This is a genomic window from Candidatus Zixiibacteriota bacterium, from assembly GCA_017999435.1.
Lineage (GTDB): Bacteria > Zixibacteria > MSB-5A5 > GN15 > FEB-12 > JAGNLV01.
Genome location: JAGNLV010000001.1, coordinates 1,021,524 through 1,039,900, shown reverse-complemented (window position 1 = coordinate 1,039,900; position 18,377 = coordinate 1,021,524). Strand labels below are relative to the sequence as shown.

The following is an 18,377-nucleotide window of genomic DNA, read 5'->3' as shown; positions in this document are numbered from 1 at the left end:
GCGCACGAGAATCGGACTTGACAACGGGGGTTGGCGGGGTATCTTGGGGTCTGTTGATCGCGGGGTGGAGCAGTCTGGTAGCTCGTCGGGCTCATAACCCGAAGGTCGGAGGTTCAAATCCTCCCCCCGCCATTACTCAAGTTGGATGCTCCCCCGATAATCCCCAGAATCCGCTCCACTCGCGGCTTCCCCTCCAGCATCACTCCGCGCTGATCGTTCTCGGTTACCGCTAGAGCGGTCAGGAGGACCCGCAGTCCGGCGATATAGCATGCAGCCTCGTACACTCGCCGCGAATCGGCGGGCGGATGTCGCCTCGATCAGATCACTGCGCCGACATGAGCTCGCATTGGGACTGCAGATTGTCACCGAACATCTATGCCCGATATGCAACGAAAATAGTGATGTTTGTCCACAACATACTTGCAGGCCGGTGGCATGCTGACTATAATATCATCAAAGGCAATGGTCATTATCGTGAGAGTCGGCTCTCCGAGGAAACGCAGATGCGTGACCGAACACATCGGGCCTTCGTCGAAGTCATTCGGGCGCTGAGCCTGCCGACGATATGTCACGACGCGCTGCTTTGGTCTCCCGATGGTGATCCCGTTCCGCCCGGGCCCGGGCGGGCAGGGGGCGGCGCGCCATTCGGCGGAATTGAGTTGTTTCCCGCCGGAACATTCGGGACCGATCGCCCGTGCGCCGGCGCCGCATGGTATCGCGCCGCCGGCGGCCGCAGCCTTTCGTTCACCGCATCCGGCTTGCGTTCGCTGGCCTTACCACCACTGTTTTTTCTCTCCATTCGCTTTGCCCAGGAGGTGACATCGTGATGACTCGCGCGAGGAAGCACTATCTCTTGTTGATCCCTGCGATCGCTTTCGCAGCGGCCCTCGGCGCCGGTGGCTGCGGCACGAAAGAAGGGGTTCCTGCCGCCGGCCCGCCGGAGGTCAGGGTGGCAGTGGCCGCGACCAAAGATGTGCCCGTCAGCCGCGAGTGGCTCGGCCAGACCCTCGGAGCTGTCGACATCGAAATCCGGGCGCGCGTCGACGGGTGGCTGGAGAGCATTCACTTCCGCGAAGGCAGCGAGGTCAGGAAGGGGGACCTCCTCTACACGATCGACCCGGCCGAACTGGAGCAGAAGGTGGTTCAGGCGAAAGCCAAGGTGGCCGAGGCGCAGACGATGTTCGTGCGGGCGGAATCCGACGCCAACCGCTACCGTCCTCTTGCGGAGGCCAAAGCGGTGAGCCAGCGGGACCTGGAGGCGGTTCTGGCCGAATACGGTGCACGGCAAGGGGAGGTTGAGGCGGCCCGGGCGGCTCTCCGCCTGGCCGAGATCGAGCTCGGGTATGCCACGATCACGGCGCCTATCGACGGCCTGATCGGCCTGTCGGCCGCGCGGGTCGGCGACCTGGTCGGCCGTCCGCCCAGCCCCGTCATCCTCAACACCGTTTCCCGCGTGGATTCGGTCCGCGTCCGCTTCTCCATTACGGAAAACGAGTATCTGGAGTTGGCTCGGCGGCTGCAGGCCACGCCCGACGGTCCGCCGGCGCGCGAGCGTTTCCCCCTGCGCCTGATCCTGTCTGACGGCACCCGCTACCCCCATGTGGGGAGCGTCAGCGTCGGGCAGCGCGAGATCGATCCGGCCACCGGGACGCTGCAGCTTGAGGCGCTCTATCCCAACCCGGAGCGCCTCCTGCGGCCCGGCCAGTTTGCGCGGGTGGTCGCCGAGGTCGGGATGCGCAAGGACGCTGTCGTGGTGCCGGCGCGGGCCGTGACCGAACTCCAGGGGCAGCAAATGTTGTTCACGGTCGGCGCAGACAACAAGGTGGCGGTGCGCCGGGTCGCGGTCGGGCCCTCGGCCGGCCCCTTCACCGTGATCGACCGCGGGCTGGCGGCGGGCGAGAAAGTCATCGTCGAGGGCCAGCAGCGCGTCCGTCCCGATATGCCGGTCCGGCCGGTCGAGATACCGGCGGATTCCCTCGCGGGCGGCGGAGGGCGCTGACCTATGTCGAAATTCTTCGTCAACCGCCCGATCGTCGCGATGGTCATCGCCATTGTCATGGTCCTCGTCGGCTTGATCGTCATGCGCGGCCTCCCGATCTCGCAGTTTCCCGACATCGTCCCGCCCATGATCAACATCGCCACCACTTACGTGGGCGCCTCGGCTATCGATGTCGAGCAGTCGGTGGCCACGCCGCTCGAGCTGCAGGTGAACGGCGTGGAGGACATGATCTACATGAAGTCTATCAACACGAGCGACGGCATGATGACGCTGCAGGTGTCGTTCGAGGTCGGCGCCGACCTGGACGTCGCCAACATGCTCACCCAGAACCGGGTGTCGCAGGCCCAGGCGTCGCTACCCCCGGCCGTGAAGAACTATGGCGTCACGACCAAGAAGTCGCTCGTGTTCCCCCTGCTCCTGGTGGCCCTGACCTCGCCCGAGGAGTCCTACGACAATATCTTCTTGAGCAACTATGCGGCTATCAACATCAACGACCGGCTGAGCCGCATCAACGGTGTCGGCGACGTCAAGCTTTTCGGCGGCGGCGACTACGCGATGCGCATTTGGGTCCGGCCCGATGCCCTGGCGCGGCTCGGGCTGACCGTGTCGGACCTCGTGCGGGCCGTTCAGGAACAGAACGTCATCAGCCCGGCCGGCCAGCTCGGCGCTCCCCCGGCGCCGCCGGGGACGGAGTTCACCTACACCGTGCGCACCCAGGGCCGGCTGTTCAACGAAGAGGAGTTCGGCCGCATCGTGCTCCGCACCAATCCCGACGGTTCTCAGGTGCGCCTGCGCGACGTCGCCCGGATCGAACTGGGGACTCTCATGTACGGCCAGACGAGCCGCAACAACGGCAAGCCGGCCGCCGTCATCGGCGTGTACCAGCTCCCCGGTTCCAACGCCCTCGCGGTCGAGGAGAGCGTGAGCAAGACGATGGAGGAGCTCGCGCAGCGCTTTCCGCCCGACCTCGTGCACGAGATTACGCTCAACACCACGCGGGCAGTGGAGGAGGGGATCAACGAGATCGTCCACACGCTGTTTGAGGCGGTGCTGCTCGTGATCCTGGTGGTGTTCCTCTTCCTGCAGAACTGGCGGGCCACGCTCATTCCGCTGATCGCCGTGCCGGTGTCCCTGGTGGCGACCTTCATGGTGTTTCCCCTCCTCGGGTTCTCCATCAACACGCTGTCGCTGCTGGGGCTGGTGCTCGCGATCGGCATCGTGGTCGACGACGCTATCGTGGTCGTCGAGGCCGTGATGCACCACATCGAGGAGGGTTTGCCGCCGAAGGAGGCGACGCTGAAGGCGATGGAGGAGGTGTCGGGACCGGTTGTTGCTATCGCCCTCATCCTGACCGCGGTGTTCATTCCGGTGGCCCTCATCGGCGGGATCACCGGCCAGCTGTACCAGCAGTTCGCCATCACGATCGCGATCTCGGTGCTCTTCTCGGCTTTCAACGCTCTGACCCTGAGTCCGGCTCTGGCGGCGAAGCTGCTGCGGCCCAAGGGCCAGGGGCGGCGGTCGCCGCTGCAGCGTTTCTACGACTGGTTCAACCGCGGTTTCGGCCGGTTCACCGGCGGCTACCTCTCCGTCACCGGCATCCTCGTGCGCAAGGTGATGCGCGGCGTGGTCTTCATCGGCATCCTGCTGGCGGCCACGGCGCTCCTCCTGAAGGGCGTTCCCACCGGTTTCGTGCCCGAGGAGGACAACGGCTACTTCCTCATCACCGTCCAGCTCCCCGACGCCGCGTCGCTGGAGCGCACCGACGCCGTCTGTCGGAAGATCGAGGCGATCCTCGGAGAGACGCGGGGGGTCGCCAACTACACGGCGGTGGCCGGTTACAGCATCAGTTCCCAGGCGCCCGGTTCCAACGTGGGCACGTTTTTCGTTTCGCTTGAGCCCTGGGAGGAGAGAACGACCGGGGAGGAGAGTTCGTTTGGTCTGGTGGCGGCGCTCAACCAGCGCTTTGCCCGCGAGATCCCCGGGGCGGCGGTGTTCGCGTTCGGGCCGCCGGCCATCCAGGGCCTCGGCACCGGCGCCGGGTTCACCTTCATGCTGCAGGACATGACCGGCGGGTCGCCGCAGGAACTGGCCGCCATGGCCGAACAATTTGCGGCGGCGGCGCGCCAGCGCCCCGAAATCGGCCGCGTGGCGACCTTCTACCGCGCCGGCGTCCCGCAGATGTACGCCGAGGTGGATCGCGACAAGGCGCTCAAACTGGGCGTGAGCATCGCCGACGTCAACACCACCCTGGGATCGCTCCTCGGGGCAAACTACATCAACGACTTCAACCGGTTCGGCCGGGTCTATAAGGTGTACCTGGCCGCCGAGGGCGAGTACCGCAACGAGACGTGGGATCTCGGACTTTTCTATGTCCGCAACAAGAACGGCGAGATGGTGCCGCTGAGCACCCTGGTGACCATGAAACCGGTTTCGGGTCCCCAGTACACCAACCGCTTCAATCTGTACCGATCGGCGGAGATGATGGGCGGTCCGGCGGCCGGCTACAGTTCGAGCCAGGCACTGGCCGCGCTCGAGGAGGTGGCGGCGGACGTCCTCCCCGCCGGCTGGGGTTACGACTGGGCGAACATGTCCTACCAGGAGAAGAAGGCGGCCGGCACGGGCGGAGTTGTCTTCGTCATGGCCCTCGTCTTCGTCTTCCTGATCCTGGCCGCCCAGTACGAGAGCTGGTCGCTGCCGCTGAGCGTGCTCCTCGCCACGCCCTTCGCCATCTTCGGCGCCATGACCGGGCTCTGGGTGTCGCGGATGGTCGATACCACGTACGTCAACAACGTCTTCGCGCAGATCGGTTTTGTGACGCTGATCGGTTTGGCGGCGAAGAACTCCATTCTGATCGTGGAGTTTGCGAAGATGCAGAAGGAGAAGGGTCTGCCGACCGTCGAGGCGGCCCTGGCGGCCGCCAAACTCCGCCTGCGCCCCATTCTGATGACCTCCTTCGCCTTCATTCTCGGCGTCGTACCGCTCGTGCTCGCCGCGGGGGCGGGCGCCGAGGCGCGCAAGGTGATGGGGATGGCGGTCTTCGCCGGCCTGCTCGTCGCCACCAGCCTGGGGATATTCCTGATCCCGATGCTGTACGTCGTGGTGCAAAAATACTTCGTGCGCGAGAGGTCCCCCGAGCCCGCCCGGCGTTGCGACGACGGCGCCGGGGCCGCAGAGAAAGGAGCAGGCGTATGATGAAATTCCTCATGGCCGGGTTCTCGGCGGCCCTCGTGGCCGGATGCGCGGTCGGCCCCAATTATGTCCGGCCGGAGATCGAGACACCCGGGCGGTGGCAGAATCCCGACTCCGTTTTCGCGGCCGACACCGCCGCGGTGCGCTCTGAGACCGCCTGGTGGGGCCTGTTCGGCGACACCGTTCTGACCAATCTCATCGCCGCCGCCCTGCAGGAAAACGCCGATGTCCGGATCGCGGCCGCCCGGGTGGAGGAAGTCATGGGCCGGTACGGCGTGGCCCGGTCGGATTTCTTTCCCAAGCTCGGAGCCGCCGGCGCGGCCTCGCGCGGGCAGCTCTTGTCGGACGAGGCCGGCCGCGGTCTCGAGTCCACCCGCAACCGCTTTCAGGTGAATCTCGCGGCCGACTGGGAGATTGATTTGTGGGGCAAGCTCCGCCGGGCCACCGAGGCGGCGCGGGCCGACTTGCTGGCGACCGAAGAGGCGCGCCGCGGCGTGGTGCTGACCACGGTCGCCCTCGTCGCGAGCACCTATGTCGACCTGCTCTCGATGGATTGGCAACTTGAGATTGCGCGCCAGACGGCCCTCACCCGGCGGGAGGCGCTCGATCTGTTCGAGGTGCGGCGCGAAAAGGGGGATCTGTCGGATCTCATCTTCAGCCAGGCCGAGGCGGAGTACTGGCTTGCCATGTCGCAGATCCCGCTCATCGAGGAGAACATCGCCTTCCTGGAAAACATGATCAGTTGCCTGGTCGGCCGCAACCCCGGTCCGGTGGCGCGCGGGAAGACGCTCGAGGATCTCGCGCCGCCCGCCGTGCCCGTCGGGTTGCCGTCCGAACTCCTCGAGCGCCGGCCCGACATCCGCTTCGCCGAGGAGCAGCTGCGCGCCGCCAACGCCCGGATCGGCGTGGCCCGGGCGCTCTACTTCCCCTCCCTTTCGCTGTCGGGGCTGCTCGGTTACGCGAGCGACGATCTCTCCGATTTGGTCAATTCCGACACGCGCACGTGGCGGGTCGGGGGCGATGTTCTCGCGCCGATATTTCGATTCGGCGAGATCAAGGGGCAGGTCAAGGCGGCCGAGGGCCGGCAGAAACAGGCGCTCTATGCCTACGTCGAGGCCGTGCACAACGCTTTCCGCGACACCGAAAACGCTCTCGTGCGGCGCCGCTGCACGAACGAGCAGCTCCAGGCGGAGGGTAAACGCGTCGCCGCCCTCGCCACCTACGCGCGCCTCGCCCGCATGCGCTTTGACGAGGGCGTGACCAGCTATCTCGAGGTCCTCGATGCCGAACGGGCGCTCTTCGCTACCGTGCTCGCCTACACCCAAACCACAGCGGACCTCCACAAGAGCGTCATCGCTCTCCACCAGGCGCTGGCCGGCAGCTGGCTGGACGCCGCGGCCGCCGAATCATTTCGGATCGAGGAGGGCATCAAGCTCCGCGGGCAACCGTGAACCAAAGCTTCTGCGATACATCGGAAGCCAAGACCGGAAGTCACGATTCTCTGGGACGCCGGGTACCACAACTTTTCAGCGAATGGAGGCTCACACCATGGACAGCAATCGTACTACCTGCATGCTAGCGGCCGTCATGCGCGCGGTCATCGTAGCGGGCGCGGCCCTGCTGCTGTTGGGCGGCTCGCCGGCGCACGCCGAGCATTGGTTCTTCGGCGTCGGCACCGGCTTCACGTTCATGAATATCCAGGGGGAACAGGGCTACACCGTCATCAACTACGGACCGGTTCAGTACGACCTCGACCTCGATCCGGATGACATCAGCGATGTCTTGGAATCTGCGTTCGGCTTTGCCGGGTACGCAACTGACGGTACGTGGATAATCCAGTACTCCCTCGGTGTGTTCACACTGGGCGGAGACGGCAGAGTAGATCTCCCGCCCGAGGTCGGGGGCGGAACCCTGGATGTTGATGTGGAGTTCAACGTCACGAACGGCAAGATTACGCTTGGCCGCACCGTCTACCGCGACAAAAAGATGAAATTCAGTTTCACCCCGTACGCCGGACTACGCTACCTGAGGCATGAAATCAACGCCGACTTCGTGGTGACTCAGGGAGACGAGTCTACACCGATCTTCCGGGGTCGGGATTATAAGTGGACCGACGCGCTCGTCGGTGCAACAATCAGCTACCGGCTGACGCCCAGATTCACCTGGACTGCGAGCGGCGACGCCGTCTTCGGAGGTTCGGACGGAACCTTCTACTTTACGACGAGCCTGCCTTTCACCCCGACGCCGCATTTTTCGTTTGGCCCGAATCTCTCATATACCGCGATTGACTATGAAAATGACGATAAGGGTGATGCAGACTGGTACTTGTACGATGCCGACGAGTTTGGCGCGGGCATCTTTCTAGCCGTCAATTTCTGACGCCGGACTTTGAGCGGACCGGCAGAGAAAACGAGGCGGATTGGCGCTGGCCGAGGAGAGTTGCGACAGCATTCTGAGAGGTGGTTGTGCCCGACGCTGACAAGAAGCACCCGTCACTTCCCGACGGATTCAACGTAGCCGACCCCGCTGAGGCTCCCTGGCTGCTGGACAGATACGATGCGCCGCACCTGGCGGTGAGTCGCGGCAGCCGGCGGCGGTTCCATTGCATGATCAAGGCAATCGGATCGGCCTGCAATCTCGGCTGCGCCTACTGTTTCTATCTGAGCAAGGCGCATTTGCCCGGGGGGCCCGGAAGGGGGCGGATGTCCCAGGAGATGCTGGCACGGCTCATTCAGCAGTACATCGAAGGCGTGACCGGCGATGAAGTTGTCTTTTCCTGGCAAGGCGGCGAGCCGACGCTGCTCGGCCTGGACTTCTTCCGCCGGGTCGTCGCCCTGGAAAAGCAATTCGCCCGGCCCGGTCAGCGTATCGAGAATGATCTTCAGACCAACGGCACGTTGATCACGGAGGAGTGGTGCGAATTTCTCAAGGAGAATCGGTTTCTGGTTGGGCTGAGCATAGACGGCCCGCGGGAGCTCCACGACACGTACCGGGTCACTAGAACAGGCCGACCGACCTTCGACAGAGTGTTTCGAGCCGCGATGCTTCTCAGGCGCTACGGCGTTCCGTACAACACGCTGACGTGCATCAATCGGATGAACGCCCGGCGCCCGCTGGACGTTTATCGCTTCCTGCGGCATGAGGTCGGATCCACCTATATGCAGTTCATTCCCGTCGTCGAGTACAGGGGATTTGAGCTGACCGCCCCGCACAGGTGGCACAACGACGCGCTGCCGAGAGATGGTGAGGCAGCAGCTCGACCGGGGCATCCGGATTCGATTGTAACCGACTGGTCGGTCGATCCCGAGGACTGGGGTTACTTCCTGTGCCGGACCCTGGATGAGTGGCTGAACCGCGACTTCGGGAAGGTGCTGGTCAACCACTTCGAAACGCTCGTGTCGCAGCGCCTGGGCCGGGGCTCACAACTGTGCCTTTACGGCGAGTTTTGCGGCAAGGGCGTGGCGGTGGAGCACGACGGGGCGGTGTTCGCCTGCGATCACTACGTCTACCCGGAGTACCGGCTGGGCAGCATCGGCGAAACATCGCTCGTCGACCTGGTGTTCTCGCGCGCACAGGCGCGGTTTGGCTATGCCAAGAGCGAAACCCTGCCGCCGTGGTGCCGGGATTGTCCTTACTTGACCGATTGCTGGGGCGAGTGCCCGAAGAACCGGATCATTCGAACGGCCGGGGGGGAACCAGGTCTGAATTATCTCTGCCGCGGGTTCAAGAAGTTCTTCGCCCGCGCCATACCTGAGGTTGAGCGCCTTGCCGCCGCATTGCGCCGGTCTCCGCAACAACCACGCAAGCGAATGTAAGACGTAAGGAAGTGCCTGTATCGGAATGATAGCGGCCATTAGATTGAACGGCGAATCGGTCGCAGGTACGCTCGCGACCGGTTTCCTCGCCCCTGCCGCAACAGACTTGAGCGGCGACGACCCACTTCCTTCGCGGAACGAAGGTCCCGCCATACAGGCCACCGCCGCTTTCGTCAGCAAGTCGGAGGGTGATCGGTAGATGCTGGAGTGGACGCAGGCCCGCGGAGGTTCGCGGTTGATGCTGCTGGCGCATCACGACGATGCCGCGCGCGAGTGCCGTTACAGGACTGAATCGGAGGTCAGCATGTTCAGCGATGAGCTCCGGACTCAGGCGGAACACAACGGCTGGACGATTGTCAGTATGAAGGACGGCCGGAAGCGCGTTCTCCGGTTCAAGCCCACCAGCCGGCGCGTCAAGGAGCGATCCGGTCGGCTCGATCGGTCCGCAGATAGGAAAGGAATGTGCATGGAGACAATGTGTTGAGCAATGACAGAGCGACGCAACAGCAAACAAGGAAAAGCCGCGGCCATCAGGCCCGGTTCGCAGGAGGTAACAATGGGAACACCGCACAGACCCCCGGAGAAGACGGTTACCGGCGAATTCAACAGCTGCGGGCGAACTGTGGCCATGCTGGGTATCGCGGGCGGGGTGGCGTTCGCAACCGGCACCATGCCGGCACAGGCCCAGACCGCGCCCGCACAGGGCCAGAAGCCCAACATTCTCGTCATCTTCGGCGACGACATCGGCTGGTCTAACATCAGCGCCTACAATATGGGCATGATGGGCAGCCGCACGCCGAATATCGACCGGCTCGCAAAAGAAGGGGCGATCTTCACGGACTACTATGGCCAGCAGAGCAGCACCGCCGGCAGGGCCGCGTTCATCACCGGCCAACACCCCTTCCGCGTCGGATTGCTGAAGGTCGGTATGCCGGGTGCGGAGCTCGGACTGCAACCTGAGGATCCCACGATCGCCGATCTGCTCAAAAACGAAGGCTACGTCACCGGCCAATTCGGCAAGAACCACCTCGGCGACCGCAACAAGTTCCTGCCGACGGTGCACGGATTCGACGAGTTTTTCGGCAACCTCTATCACCTTAATGCGGAGGAGGAGCCGGAAGACCCGCAGTATCCCAAGATGCCGGAGTTCATCCAGCAGTTCGGCCCGCGCGGGGCGTTGCTGTGCAAGGCCACGGAGGTCGACGATTCGACCGTGGACCCACGCTTTGGCCGGGTCGGCAAACAGACGATCAAGGACACCGGCCCGATTACTCGCAAGCGTATGGAGACCGCGGAGAACGAGTTCCTCAATGCGTCACTAGACTTCATGGACCGCGCCGTCAAAGCCAACAAACCGTTTTTCATCTGGCATAACTCGACCAGAATGCATGTCTGGACCCGACTATCCCCCAAATACCAGGACAAGACGGGATATGGCTTGTTTGCCGACGGCATGCAGGAACTCGACGACGTTGTAGGCGCCCTGTTGAAGAAGCTCGACGACCTCGGCATCGCCGACAACACAATCGTGGTCTTCACGACCGACAACGGCGCTGAAAAGGCCACCTGGCCGGATGGCGGGGCCACGCCGTTCCGGGGAGAGAAGGGCAGTACGTGGGAGGGCGGCATGCGCGTGCCGTGCGCTATCCGCTGGCCGGGTGTGGTGAAACCCGGCACGGTCATCAACGGTATCATGTCGCACGAAGACTGGACGCCGACGTTCCTGGCGGCTGCCGGTGAGCCCGACGTCAAGGACAAACTCCTGAAGGGGCACACTGCCAACGGCAAGACGTTCAAAGTTCACCTCGACGGCTACGATCAGCGGGAGATGCTGGCCGGCACCGGGCCGAGCAAGCGGCAAGAGATCTTCTACTTTGACGACAACGGGAACCTCAACGCCGTGCGGGTGCGGGACTGGAAGGCCCACTTGGCTCTGCCTGGTGACTGGTATCAGGCCGGCGACCCGGTGCCCCAGACCTTTCCCAAGATTGTAAACCTGCGCATGGATCCGTTCGAGGACCATGTCCTTTTTGGCGAGTCGCCCATGGCCGCGCGGTGGATGACCGACAAGTTCTGGGCCTTCGTGCCGATGCAGGGTGTGGTGGCGCAGTTTCTGCAGACATTCAAGGAGTTTCCACCACGGCAAAGATCGGCCAGCTTCAACATCGAGCAGGTCATGCTGCAACTGCAGCAGAGTTCAACGGCACGCAATTAACGTTGTGAGTCCGGCCACAGGCGCCGCAAGATAAGGCATACGGTTTGACGGCGGCCAGGATGCTTTCCGGCCGCCGTCGTCATTCGGTGTTCCCTCCGCCCGTCAAACGGGCGACCGGCGGCCTCAGGGCGCGAGGAGCTTGCTTGAGATCAATTCCCGGATGATGCCGCCGGCGAGACCCTTCGACTCCTCTTCGAGGTTTGCCGGATTGGTTGTCCGGCTGGTGCCGGTCCAGACGATGTTGAACCCGGACGTCTCGTAGACGTTGGTCTCGATGCTCACGACGTCGGATGCCGTGACGTAACCGGGATCATGATAGAAAGCCCAGGCGTAGTCATAGAACCCGTAGTAGCCCCGGTAGTGCGCGGGCCAGGGGACGGCCAGGGCGGTCGCGGGCGTGATCTCGATCCGCTGGGTGCGGTCGACCACGCGCGCCGTGATGATCGCGTCGATCCCGTTTTCCCTGACGAGCCGTTCGATTTCTTCGCGGGGCATCTTCTCGTCCGTGCGGTAGACGTCGTAGCTGGGGACGGCCGCGACCCCCTGTTCGCGCAGGGTGGCGGCGAAAGCGGTTTCAAAAATGCGCCGGGAGGATTCCCGGTCGGTGATGCCGACGACCGCGATCTTCTTGAACGCCGGGCCGGTGTAGGCCGGATCGCGCCAGGTGTCGACGACGCGCGGGCCGACGGCACAGCCGGCGACAAGCGCCGCCGACAGGATGGCCGCAAGTGCATGGCGCTGCCTCATACCAAGACCTCCTTGGGATTCGCCACATGGTTCCGTATCTCAGGAAGAAACCGACCGGGCGGTTCACCCGCAAGCGCTTTCCCAAACCGGCGGGCCGCCCTTCGGCGCGCAGCGGCGGCCGCGGGTGCGGAAAGAGCCGCGCCGCTGTTGACATTCGGGAGGGCGCATAGTATCGTATCTTCTGACGGCAGGTAGTCGGACTCGTGCCGCCGCCCGCCCGCAGATCGCCGGCGGCGGCCCTGACATGAGGTTCCCTTCATTGTCCAAAACCGAACAGCAGGACAGGATCCGCTCTCACCGGCGGACGGTTCCCTGTTGCCGCACCGGGGAGTCTGTGCTATGCCCTGGAACAGCCCGGCCAATCAAAGGCGCCTGAGGCGCCTGTTTGACGAGGGGTTCTCGGCGATGGACATCGCCGAGCCGCTCGCGTCGTTCGACGACGACCGTTCGGCGGCGGCGGTCCGGGCTTTCCTGGAGCAGAGGGATCTCATGGTCGCGGGTGTGCGCCGCGACGGCTTCGTGTGCGGTTTTGCCGACAGGCGAGAACTCGGCCGCGGCCGCCTGGGCGCTTACCTTCGCCCGTTCCCTCCCGAGTGTATCCTCTCCGAGGCCGATTCCCTTCGCAAAGTGATACTGGCGATGCGGGGGGGAGGCCCCTGTTTCGTCAGCGTACTGGGTGAAGTCGGCGCCGTCATCACGCTGGCCGATCTCGAGAAGCCCCCGGTCCGGATGTTCCTCTTCGGGATGATCACTATTTTCGAGATGATCATGACGTGGGGCATTCGGACATATTTCCCCGGCGATTCCTGGCGCGCCCACATCCCGCCCGGACGGCTGGCCAAAGCCGAGCAACTGTGGCAGGAGAGACAGCGCCGCCGGAGCACCGCCGATCTGCTGGATTGCCTCCAGTTCTCCGATCGGGCGCAACTGCTGCTGAGGATCCCGCGCGTGACGGACCTCCTGGCCCAGGGAGGGATTCCATCCCGGCGGGCGGCGCTCACCGCGATTGGCGAACTGGAAACGCTCCGCAACAATATCGCCCACTCCCAGGAGATCATCCCCGAGAGCTGGTCCCGCATCGTCGTCTTTTCCACGCGCCTGGAACTGCTCCTCGGCGAGGCTTTCCGGAGTTAGCGCCGAGAGGAGGAATACTGACTGTGAGAAGCTGCAAACTGGCGGGTGCGGCGCTTCTGCTTGCCGTCCTCGCCTGGCCGCTGGCGGCTCAGGATGCGCCGCCGGTCGACGGGGGCTGGCCCCGGACCTTCACTACCGCAAGCGACGGCGAAATGACGCTCTTCGCCCCGCAGGTCGCCGCCTGGGAGAATCAGGAGCGGCTCGTCGCATTCTGCGCCGTGTCCTACCTCCCGGCCGGGGCGACCGAGCGCCGCCTGGGCACGATCAAGATCCATGCGGCCACCGAGGTCTCGCTCGAGGAGCGGCTCGTTCGCATGACCAACCTCCAGATCGTCGAGTCGAACTTCCCCGGGCTCCCCAAAGACCAGGTGCGCGGGCTGCTCGCCGAACTGATGGCCTCGTACGCCGACACGGCGAGGGTGATCGCGCTGGATCGGCTGCTCGCGGCGATCGACAAGAGCCAGCTCGGGCCGGGGAACCTCGACGGGGTGAAGGCCGAGCCGCCGCCCCTCTATGTCAGCACCCGCCCGGCGGTATTGGTCATTTTCGACGGCGCACCCGTCTGGAGTCCTATCAAGGACAATGACCTGAAGTTTGCGGTCAACACCAACTGGGACTGCTTCGCACACGCTCCCACCCAGACGTTCTACCTGAGGTGGGAGGACTCGTGGCTGCAGGCGCCCGACGCCGGCGGCCCGTGGTCGCCGGCCGGCACGCTGCCGGGGAGTTTTGACAAATTGCCCGACGACGGGAACTGGAACGAAGTCGCCGCGCACCTCCCGGGACGCGCGCTGCCGGCCGCCGAGGCGCCGGCGGTGTTTGTATCGACGGTACCCGCCGAGCTGCTGCTCCTGGAGGGCGAGCCGGAATACGAGGCGGTCGCCGGAACGCGGCTGTTCTGGGTCCGCAACACCGAGAGCGATGTGTTCCGCCTGGGAACAGACGGAACCGTGTACCTCCTGCTCTCCGGCCGGTGGTTCTCGGCCCCTGATTTCACCGGACCGTGGACATTCGCGACGCCCGATCTCCCGGAGGACTTCAGGAACATCCCGCGCGAGCACGAGCGCTCCGACGTCCTGGCGTGCGTGCCGGGCACGGATGAGGCGGCGGAGGCCGTCCTGCTGGCCGGGATTCCGCAGACCGCGCGGGTGAACAAGGCGGAACTGAAGCCGCCCGAGGTTGTCTATGCGGGCGATCCCGAATTCACGCCCATCGAGGGAACCTCCTGCCGCCAGGCCACAAATACGGACAAGGACATTCTCAGAGTCGGCGACCTGTACTACATGTGTTTCCAGGGGGTCTGGTTCATGTCGCGGACGCCGACCGGACCGTGGGAGGTCACGGGTGACGTGCCGGCCGCCGTTTACGAGATCCCGCCCAGTTCCGAGTGCCACCACGTGACCTACGTCGTCGTCGAGCACTACGATCCGGCGGATGTCTACGTCACCTTTTCCTACACCTCCGGCTATACCGGCGTCATTATCGCCTGGGGGGTGCCGGTCTACGGCACGGGATGGTACTACCCGCCGTTCGTGTACTGGGGCTATCCCTATCCGGTGTACTACCCGCGCTGGGTCACCTACGGATATGCCGTGCGGTACAACCCCTGGACCGGCATCTACGCCGCCTCGGCACGGATCTACGGGCCGTACGGCGGGGCCCGGTATGGCGTGGCGTACAATCCGCGGACGGGAACGTGCGTCCGCGGCGCGGTGGCCTACGGCCCGTACGGCGCGGCGGGAGCGGCCGCAGCCTGGAATCCGCGCACCGGCGCGTACGCGGCCACGCGGCAGGGCGCCAACGCGTACGGCAGTTGGGGCGAATCGTACGTCCAGCGCGGCGACAACTGGGCCCACACCGCGCGATACACGGACGCGGCCGCCGGGCAGACGAAACGGGTCACGCGAACCGATGAGGCGACGGTCGTGAACACGCGCGGTCCGCAGGGAGGCGGGTTCATCGGCGCCAAGGGTGACGACGTCTATGCCGGCCACGACGGCAGCGTGTACAAGCGCGACGAGAACGGTAACTGGAGCAAGTACAGCGACGGGGGGTGGACGGATACGGAGAAGCCGGCCCGCGCCGGCGAGCGGGCCAAAGGGGAGGCCGACCGTCCTTCCCGAGACGCCGTCGCGCCGCAGGCGGGCAAAGCGAGCAGCGGGACACCGTCCGCGGCGTCAACCCTCGGCCAGCTCGAGCGGGATAGCGCCGCGCGGTCGCAGGGCGCGCGACGCGCGGATCAGTACGGCCGGCAGCGGAAGCAGGCTGCGACGAGCAGCCGCGAAGCGGCCCGGCCGCGCAGCGGTTCCGGGGGCAGGCGGCGCTGAAGGCTTCGATGTGTTATGTCGCCACGGGTGGCGGACGGGATGTCCCGCCCCGGGAAAAACAACGCTTCGACATCCGGCAGCCCGCGGTCGGGCTGCCGGAATTTTCACCGCAGGACTAGAACCGGACCACAAGTCCGAGCGAGAGCTCTCCCTGGAAGAGCCAGTTGTCGTCGGTGATTGACCACACCCCGCCCCACGGGTCTCTCCAATAGGCCTCCTCGGCCGGCAGGCTGGTCATGTAACCCCGGAAACCCAGGCGCGCGCCGAGGCGCTCGCTGAACATCCGCGCCGCCCCGGCGCCGAACGAGAACGAGAATTTCGTCCGGCTGTCCGCTCCGCCGTCGGGCGCGGCGAAAAATGTTGCGCCGACGCCGAAGTTGGCGAAAGGCAGCCAACCGGAGTAGTTGCCGAACCGATACAGGCCGCCGCCGTGGAGATACATCACCTCGATGTCCCCCAGGATGAGCTTGTCATCCTTTACCTCGAAGCGGTCGAGATACACATCCGGGACTTTGTCCATCGACGCCGGTTCGAACCGGAGATCCGACCTCTGGTAGCTGAAACTGAGTTCGATCATCGCCTGTTGCCCGGTGGGGCCGATCCCGCCGACCGGAAAGTCACACGTCAGACCGAAGCTTACGCCGGGCGCCACGTCGAGCCTGTCGGCGAGGTCGTTTTCGTAGTAACCCTCGCCCAGCGCGGTTGCCGTGCGCAGCCCCCCGTACGGCTGGAGTTCGACATCCACCTTCGCCTCGGCGGCCGCGGCCGTCAAGATGATGAGCGCGGCGAGCCGCGTTCCCCTTCGCAACATACTGACCTCCTGACTTCCATGAAGTCCTGCTTCTTTGTGCGTTCGCAACCTCTCCGGCAGCCGGTGCGGGCGACAGCCCGGGACTGCCCGCGATGCTGAAGTGTCCAATGAGAACACCAGGAACCTTTCAGCCGCTGCGCACATCTGCGAGCGGGCGCCGCATAAGAGCCCTCAGGCCAACGGCTCACCCATCACGGTCACTCAAGTAACCCCCGCTCTCCTCAGGTGTCAAGAGCCAAACGGCGCCGTCGCTGCCGGATCGGCTGGAATGGAGATCTGTCCACATGCGTGAGTCGCGGGGGAACGCCAACCGCAAGCCTGCGTTGCCCTGTCATCTTCTGCCCGGCCGGCGCCGCCGACCTCCATCGGGCTCCCTTCGCTTCGAGAATGGTCGCTTCGAGGTCACACCGCGCTGCGACCCCCTGTCCTGCCCTGCCGGCGAGAGCGCCGGCGGCTCCCGGCCGGCGGATGCCATAGCACGGCCGCCGAAATCGCCGCTTGCCAGACGGGTGGAGATCAGAGTATGCTGTAGACAATGGATTCTTCACGCGCGGTCAGGCGCGAAAGCGGAATGACGCGGTCGCATTCAGGCGGAGCGGGAGCCGGTTGGTCTTCGGCCCGCCCGATCCGGCAACGTCCCGCGGCGATGCGGAGGACAAGGTGATGCGCTGTATTCCCGGCGTGCATACGCGGACGGCAATCGGTCTCGTCTGTGCGGCGTTCTTCTGGCTGGTCGGCTCGGTTGGTTGGGGGCAGGCGGGTGGGGAGGCCGAAGCGGAAACCGACCCGCTGGTGCGGGCGAAACTGGAATGGTTCCAGGACATGAAATTCGGTCTGCTCATGCACTGGGGCACTTACAGCCAATGGGAGATAGTGGAGAGTTGGAGCCTCTGTCCCGAGGACGAAGACTGGTGCCGTCGGCGCGGCGAACAAGCGGGGGATTACTTCGAATACAAGCGGGCCTACGAGGATCTGCAGACGACGTTCAACCCGACGAAATTCAATCCCGACTCCTGGGCCGCGGCGGCGAAAGCCGCCGGGATGCGCTACGTGATTCTCACGACCAAACATCACGATGGCTTCTGCATGTTCGATACCAGGGAGACCGACTACAAGGTGACGTCGAGCGCCTGTCCATTCAGCGCCAACCCGCGCGCCAATGTTGCGAAGGAGATTTTTGCCGCTTTCCGCACGCAGGGATTCGGCATCGGCGCCTACTTCTCCAAGCCCGACTGGCACAATCCGAACTACTGGTGGCCGTACTTTCCGCCCTTCGACCGCAACGTCAATTACGACATTGCCCGCTACCCCGAGCGCTGGGAGGCGTTCAAGACCTTTACCGCCAACCAAATCAGGGAGCTGATGACCGACTATGGTGCGATCGACATTCTCTGGCTTGACGGCGGCTGGGTTCAGCCGATGACGGCTGCCTCGCCGCGTTGGGGGAAGCACCCCTGCGACCAGGACATCGACATGCCGCGCATCGCGGCGATGGCGCGCTCGCTGCAGCCGGGGCTCATTGTCGTTGACCGGGCGGTCGAGGGCCGCTACCAGAACTACCGGACACCCGAGCAGGAGGTCCCCGATACAGCGCTCGACTATGTCTGGGAGACGTGCATGACGATGGCGACGTCGTGGAGTTACGTCTCGACCGACACTTACAAGCCGACCTCGCAGCTAATCCGCCTGCTGGCGGAGGTTGCGGCCAAAGGGGGCAATCTGCTGTTGAACATCGGGCCGAGTCCGGAGGGGGAGCTGCCGCCGACGGCGCTGGCGCGGCTGGCCGAAATCGGCGCTTGGATGGCGGTCAACGGCGAGGCGATTTACGGCAGCCGGGCGGTTGCGCCATATGGGGAAGGCCGCGTCTGTTTCACCCGGTCGCCCGACGGCAGTATCAATGCCATCTATCTTGCCGGCGACGGCGAGCACCGCCCTCCGGATTCGATTGCGATCGCGTCCTTTGCGCCCAAAGCGGGCAGCGAAGTCAGGATGCGGGGCGTCGAGGATCCGGTGGCGTGGGAGCCGGCGGCGGCGGGATTCGTGATACACGTGCCGCCATCGGCCCGAGTTCATCCCCCGTGCGACTACGCCTGGACCTTCAGGTTTGTAATCAAATGACCCCATGCGAAACAGTAAAACC

Annotated in this window: 12 protein-coding genes and 1 tRNA gene; 11 read left to right on the top strand and 2 right to left on the bottom strand. The window is 64.7% G+C overall.

Translation table 11 applies throughout. The annotated features are described in order from the left end of the window. Positions 1-58 precede the first annotated feature (58 nt). The 8 genes from KA261_04375 to KA261_04340 all read left to right on the top strand — a co-directional run bounded on the left by KA261_04375 (position 59) and on the right by KA261_04340 (position 11,218). A tRNA-Met gene (locus tag KA261_04375) sits at positions 59-132 on the top strand. A 269-nt stretch (positions 133-401) separates the two neighbouring features. Next, positions 402-827, top strand: a complete 426-nt coding sequence (locus tag KA261_04370; protein MBP7697024.1) for a hypothetical protein — start codon at positions 402-404, stop codon at positions 825-827. Continuing rightward, positions 827-1,999, top strand: coding sequence for an efflux RND transporter periplasmic adaptor subunit (locus KA261_04365; GenBank protein MBP7697023.1), 1,173 nt, complete (start codon positions 827-829; stop codon positions 1,997-1,999). The genes KA261_04370 and KA261_04365 overlap by 1 nt, the downstream gene beginning before the upstream one ends. A 3-nt stretch (positions 2,000-2,002) precedes the next feature. Further along, the gene (locus tag KA261_04360) at positions 2,003-5,191 is read left to right on the top strand and encodes a multidrug efflux RND transporter permease subunit (GenBank protein ID MBP7697022.1); all 3,189 of its coding nucleotides are present in this window, start codon (positions 2,003-2,005) and stop codon (positions 5,189-5,191) included. After that, on the top strand, positions 5,188-6,639 hold the full coding sequence (locus tag KA261_04355; GenBank protein MBP7697021.1) for an efflux transporter outer membrane subunit: 1,452 nt from the start codon (positions 5,188-5,190) through the stop codon (positions 6,637-6,639). The genes KA261_04360 and KA261_04355 overlap by 4 nt, the downstream gene beginning before the upstream one ends. Before the next feature lie 97 nt (positions 6,640-6,736). Further along, entirely contained in the window at positions 6,737-7,567 is an 831-nt protein-coding gene (locus KA261_04350; GenBank protein MBP7697020.1) for a hypothetical protein, read from the top strand. A 227-nt stretch (positions 7,568-7,794) separates the two neighbouring features. Continuing rightward, on the top strand, positions 7,795-9,003 hold the full coding sequence (locus KA261_04345) for an anaerobic sulfatase maturase (GenBank protein MBP7697019.1): 1,209 nt from the start codon (positions 7,795-7,797) through the stop codon (positions 9,001-9,003). A gap of 628 nt (positions 9,004-9,631) precedes the next feature. Further along, positions 9,632-11,218 (top strand): arylsulfatase, encoded by a 1,587-nt coding sequence (locus KA261_04340; protein MBP7697018.1) that lies wholly within the window; start codon positions 9,632-9,634, stop codon positions 11,216-11,218. A 123-nt stretch (positions 11,219-11,341) separates the two neighbouring features. On the opposite strand, the gene KA261_04335 is transcribed toward KA261_04340, so the two are convergent. Next, entirely contained in the window at positions 11,342-11,965 is a 624-nt protein-coding gene (locus tag KA261_04335) for a hypothetical protein (protein ID MBP7697017.1), read from the bottom strand. A gap of 339 nt (positions 11,966-12,304) precedes the next feature. On the opposite strand from KA261_04335, the gene KA261_04330 reads away from it, so the two are divergent. Next, the gene (locus tag KA261_04330; GenBank protein MBP7697016.1) at positions 12,305-13,099 is read left to right on the top strand and encodes a hypothetical protein; all 795 of its coding nucleotides are present in this window, start codon (positions 12,305-12,307) and stop codon (positions 13,097-13,099) included. Positions 13,100-13,122: 23 nt separating this feature from the next. Then, positions 13,123-15,426, top strand: a complete 2,304-nt coding sequence (locus tag KA261_04325; GenBank protein MBP7697015.1) for a hypothetical protein — start codon at positions 13,123-13,125, stop codon at positions 15,424-15,426. Between the two features lie 115 nt (positions 15,427-15,541). Here the strand turns inward: KA261_04325 and KA261_04320 are convergent, their stop codons facing one another. Then, a complete protein-coding gene (locus KA261_04320; protein ID MBP7697014.1) occupies positions 15,542-16,237 on the bottom strand; it encodes an outer membrane beta-barrel protein in 696 nt (231 codons plus the stop codon). 663 nt (positions 16,238-16,900) lie between these two features. Here KA261_04320 and KA261_04315 point away from each other — a divergent pair. After that, entirely contained in the window at positions 16,901-18,355 is a 1,455-nt protein-coding gene (locus KA261_04315; protein ID MBP7697013.1) for an alpha-L-fucosidase, read from the top strand. Positions 18,356-18,377 lie beyond the last annotated feature (22 nt).